This is a genomic window from candidate division TA06 bacterium (assembly GCA_016208585.1).
GTDB lineage: Bacteria > Edwardsbacteria > AC1 > AC1 > EtOH8 > UBA5202.
This window is the reverse complement of the sequence record JACQXR010000041.1, coordinates 1-5,042: the sequence shown is the minus strand read 5'-3', so window position 1 is coordinate 5,042 and position 5,042 is coordinate 1. Positions and strand designations below refer to the sequence as shown.

The 5,042-nt window shown below is 48.7% G+C and carries 2 protein-coding genes; both read right to left on the bottom strand.

Annotated features, from left to right (window positions below):
* A partial coding sequence (locus HY768_03430; GenBank protein ID MBI4726271.1) for a VCBS repeat-containing protein occupies positions 1-1,556 on the bottom strand: 1,556 nt, incomplete at its 3' end.
* Between the two features lie 59 nt (positions 1,557-1,615).
* Positions 1,616-4,975: a right-handed parallel beta-helix repeat-containing protein gene (locus HY768_03425; protein ID MBI4726270.1), complete on the bottom strand. Its 3,360-nt coding sequence runs from the start codon at positions 4,973-4,975 to the stop codon at positions 1,616-1,618.
* Between the last annotated feature and the right edge of the window lie 67 nt (positions 4,976-5,042).

Below are 5,042 nucleotides of genomic sequence, written 5' to 3'. Positions count from 1 at the left end.
GTGGTTGTATGCGAAAACGGATTGGGGTTATTTTGGTGCATTCTAAATTCAATATTCGGCATTCTGTCTTCAGGTTGGCCGGAAACCCCGGTATACATTACGCTCACCGGGCCGAAGAACAGACTGATGTCGTTCAATGCCTTGGCTTGAATCTTGTAGTAGTATGTGGTGCCCGTAACTACATTGCTGTCGTTAAAGACATAGCTTAATAAGGTCGTATCCAGTCGTATAGTGTCATATGTGCTGTAGACTATGGCATACCCGCTGTCGGCAAACAGGGAACGGTAAAGTCTAAACCCAAAATTGACAAACTGTTTGGTGGTGCTCCACTTTACTTGAATGCAGCTATCCAATTGGGTTAGTCTTAGGCTATCCCAGGTTACCTCGCCCATTATTTCCCAGACCATGGTCTCTGATACTGTTGAGTTTACGGCCCCGCTTTCTATTATTTCAGCATACCCGTTGCCGTTCATATCGGCAATGCAAATGGAAGTATTGGAGCGGTTATTATCCCCGGCATAGGCTTTGTATATCCTGCTGAATTGGTTATCTCCAATTGCCTTGTAAACCACCCAATTGGAACCAACCGCCAGCACCGCTTCCGGAATGCTGTCGTTGTCTATGTCTCCGCAATAGGAAGCCGAATAGTAATCCGAGCCGTCAATGTTGGTTAAAGAATCAACGAATACCGGTATATATGAATTAGGCCCATTACTTTCGTAAAATGTCCATACCGTGGTATGGTTAAAAGAAGCAAACCGGGTGGCCCCGATAATAAATTCCGGCTTGCCGTCCTGGTCCATATCTTTGGCGCTTACCACATCGTAGGCAGTATAAGCAGGCTCAACTGTATCGCTCCAAACAACCTGGTATTGGTTATCCCCGGTGCATTCCCATAATATAACCTGGCCTATTGCACCGCCGGTTACGAATTCCATTAAACTGTCCCGGTCAAAGTCGTCAAAGGCAAAAGTAAGAATATTTTCACCATAGCCTGTAACATTATTAGTATAAACTAAGTCGTATTGATTGTCACCGGAACATTCATATACAAACACGCTTTCTGTTTCTACAGCACGGGTAAATATTTCTTTTTTCCCATCTTTGTCTACATCGGTAATATATGTAGGTGCAATAACCACTGTTTTTATCCCCCCCCCCCCCCATACAATACTATCCGGATATATATTATATGTTCTACTTTCATAGACTAAAAATGAATCGGCAGTGGTGCCCTGCATGATAATATCCGTCAAACTATCATCATCTATATATCCGGCGTTCCAAAATATATGATCACCTCCGGTGGCAAGCGTTTCAGCAAAGCTATAATTGTTAATTGGTGTGTACTCGTAAGCCGCTACAAAATAAACACCCAAACCCTTGTGAACATTAAATATCAACTCTGGGTTACCACTATTGTTCGAATCTATTGCTCTAATAAATCCGTAATCACCATCTTGCCCTTCCGGCAAAGTAGCAACTACTTTAAAATTTACCGCATATACCTGGTTTGCTAAAATAGCAAATGCTAAACATAATAGGAGCTTTTTCATTTTCTTTTAACACGGAAGTGCATAGCCGACCAAAGCGGCTATACACTTCACATGCCCTCCTATTTCACAAAAACTAATTTTTTAGTGGCAATACCACTGTCTGTTGTCAACCTGTAAAAGTACACCCCGTTGGATATCTTTTTGCCGGCATCACTTTTACCGTCCCAAGCTACATTGTAATAACCGGCAGGCTGTTCCTTATCCACTAAAACCTTAACCACTTGCCCTTGCAGGTTGTAAACCTTTAAAGTTACCTTGCCGTTTTGCGGCGACTGATAACTTATATTGGTTTTTCCACTAAACGGGTTGGGTATGTTTTGGTTAAGTTTAAAGTCTAAGGCCAACGGTGTTACTGCGCCTTCGGCAAACTGAGCGCCGCCAGACGATTTGCCGGGTTTTGTCGCTATTTCTGTCCGATACAAAGTGATGTTGGAAACTGCCGCGTAATCTCCGGTAAGCTTTCTTACCTTCAACTCTACCTTCTTGTCGTCGGCATAATAATTCTCCGGTATCGGTATCCTCACCGTATCCGGCACTCCGGCAGTCACTTTTAGAACCCGGGCAATTTTGCCGTCAAGCTTTACCTGCTCGTTCCACTTGCCGGAGCTTTCGTGATAGCCCACCACCTGCAGGGTGTAGTCGTAACCAAGATTCAGGTACGGCAAGTTGTAAACCAACTCATCAGCGGCATAATCAACCGATATGCCCGAAGGATAAGTGGTATCGCCGTCCCGATAGATTGTATAGCCCGAAGCCGTTTCCGAACCCACCCCCACCGCATAATAGGCCAGCTTAGCAGGCAGAGTTACCGTACCGAATTTGATCTCGGCAATGGCATTGTCAACTAAGCCGTTGTAGGATTCTGTCCAGACGGAGTAGAGTTTGCTGGCATCAAAGCTGACCACGCCCTGGGGATGCACTGATTCGGTGGTAGTGTTGCTGAGGTTTACCCTGGTTCCCAAGGTGGGGCTGTAATAATCGGTCTCGTAATTCGTGCCTTCGTATTCAGACCAGAAAGTAATTCCGCCGAAGGTAACCGGGACTTCGGAAAGCTGGGTTGGTGTGTTACTGACGAACCAGCTGGGTTCCCACGCGATTTTGCCAACCTCTTTTGACATTCTCCAAACTTCCTTCTCCACATCGCTGGTAGCCTCAACCCAGGTTACATGCAAACTGTCGCCATATGCTTCTATGCTGGCCTCGCTGGAGGTCGCCTCGCTGTTGCTCAAATTAACCGGAGCCTGCCACACCCCGCCCGCTTGCTCGGCATAATACACGTCCCCGGGGTTAACGGTTATCATACTTTTGGTGTAGACAATGTGGCAGTTGCCCAGAGGATCCATGGCTATGCTGGGAGACTTAAGCCACGGCTCGTCGTGCACGAACATGGAGTCTATCTTTTTTCTTTCTATGATGGTGGACGGATCATTGGCCGCAAACTTGTAATACCAGGCAAACCACCAATAGCCGTCTGCGGTTCCCTGGCTGGTCTCCACGGCCAGGTGCACAGTGTCGCTGGCGTTAATGACCATTGAGGGCGGAGAAACATTAAAACCGCCCACCATGTGGGTCTGCAAAATGACCGGGGCAAACTGCCAGTTTGCTCCATCGTACTTTGCAAACTGCAGGCCTGTGTAGATCTCGGTGGCCTTGGGGTAAGCTATGCAGGGCTGGCTGGAAGCGTTCATGGCAATGCAGGGGCCCCAGGCATAGCCGGGGTCGGCCAGTTCAATAGCATTGAGCCAATTTGCTCCGGCATCGGCCGAACTGCTGTAGCATACCCTGCCTTTGCGCTGGAAGGTTAAGTGCAATTCGTCGGCGCCGGCTTTGCGGGCTAGCTTTTTGCCGTTGTTGTAGGCGGTAGCGTAGTTTACGTCCGACCACAGCGGGCCGAGGAAGGGCATGAAGTCAACCCGGCCCGTGGTTGGGTCATCATAGATGGTGTTGTCAATGCTGGTGGAGTCGTACAAACCCCAGTCGTTGCCGATAGCGTTTAAGGTATAAGTTGTGCCGGAGTTGTTATAAAAATTCCAGGCTGCATTGCCTTTGATCGTATTGTATCCGGGTTCCGTTGCCGTGCCGAAATCGGGCTTTAACGTCGTGCTGGATACGTTGACATACACGCCGGTGTCGTTCTGGGCGATGGCGCAGTAGCGCGGCTTCAGGGCTGCATTGGCGGTAACGGAAATGCCCCGGTCATTGTTGGAAAACGCACAGTTGTCTATGCTTCCGGCCAACGTGCTTAGCCAGCTTACCCCGTAGCCGCTGTTCAGCATGGTGCATCTGGTTATTTTGGGCGCGGAGTTTGTGCCCACATACAACCCGGCCGTGGCGCTGGAGTCTATCAGGCAATTCTCAATGTTAACGCTGTCCCCGGTGCTGGCAAAAGACACCTGGCCGGTTCCGTAGCCGCTGTTGCCTCCGTGCTTCACCACGCAATACTTCATCAGGCTGCCCTTTTCCGGCGCGCTAAAATATATGTCATACCAATCGCCCTTGGCCGGCGTAGCCTTGTTCGACAAAAACTTGATGCTGTCCGTCTCCGTGCCTACAGCCACCAACTTGCCGTTGACAGTGAACCGATAAAGACCATTGAACTTTATCGCCACCCCGGGCTCGATGGTCAACTCCCGTTGATCAGCTAAAGTAATACCTGAGTTATATATCACATATGGCAGATTGCCTAATTTTCGCCAGATGCCGCTGGTTGTTATGCTTCCACCCCGGACATAGATGAAATTACTGTCGTTACCCGACAACTGCAGGCCGGAGCCAAGCCGCACAATCATCTCCGAAGGAATGTTCAATGGTGACAATTTGTTGCCCGTGATGACATTGTTGTCCAAGGCCGCATAAACAGCGCTCAGCCAGTTTATCCCGTACTTTTCGCAGTTGCGCACCTGGCAGTTGGTTATTTGGGGCGCGGAGTTTGTGCCCACGTACAACCCATCATAGGCGCTGGAGTCTATCAGGCAATTCTCAATGCTAACGCTGTCCCAAGTACTGGTGAAAGTTACCGGGCCGGTTTGGAAACCAGCGTTGCCCCCGTGTTTCACCACGCAATATTTCATCAGGCTGCCCTTTTCCGGCGCGCTAAAACTTATATCACGCCAATAGCCCTTGGTCGGCGTAGTCTGGTTAGACAAAAACTTGATGCTGTCCGTCTCCGTCCCCACGGCAATCAATTTGCCGGAAACTAAGAACTGGTAATTCCCATTGAACTTTATTGCCACTCCAGGCTCGATGGTTAACGTCTGTTGATCAGGCACAGTAATGCTGCCTGTTACAATATACGGGCTGCCTGCCGTTGTCCAGGTGCCGGATACGTCGCCCGACACATTCGTAGCATAAACTTTTTGCGTCATGCCAAACGCCAAAAGCAATGTTACAAATGCGAAGATGAATTTTGACCGTTTCATGTCCTTTTCTCCTTTTGGTTGTGGTTTTTGGTTTGTTTTATTTTCACTCGATGACAGGTCTGCCGCG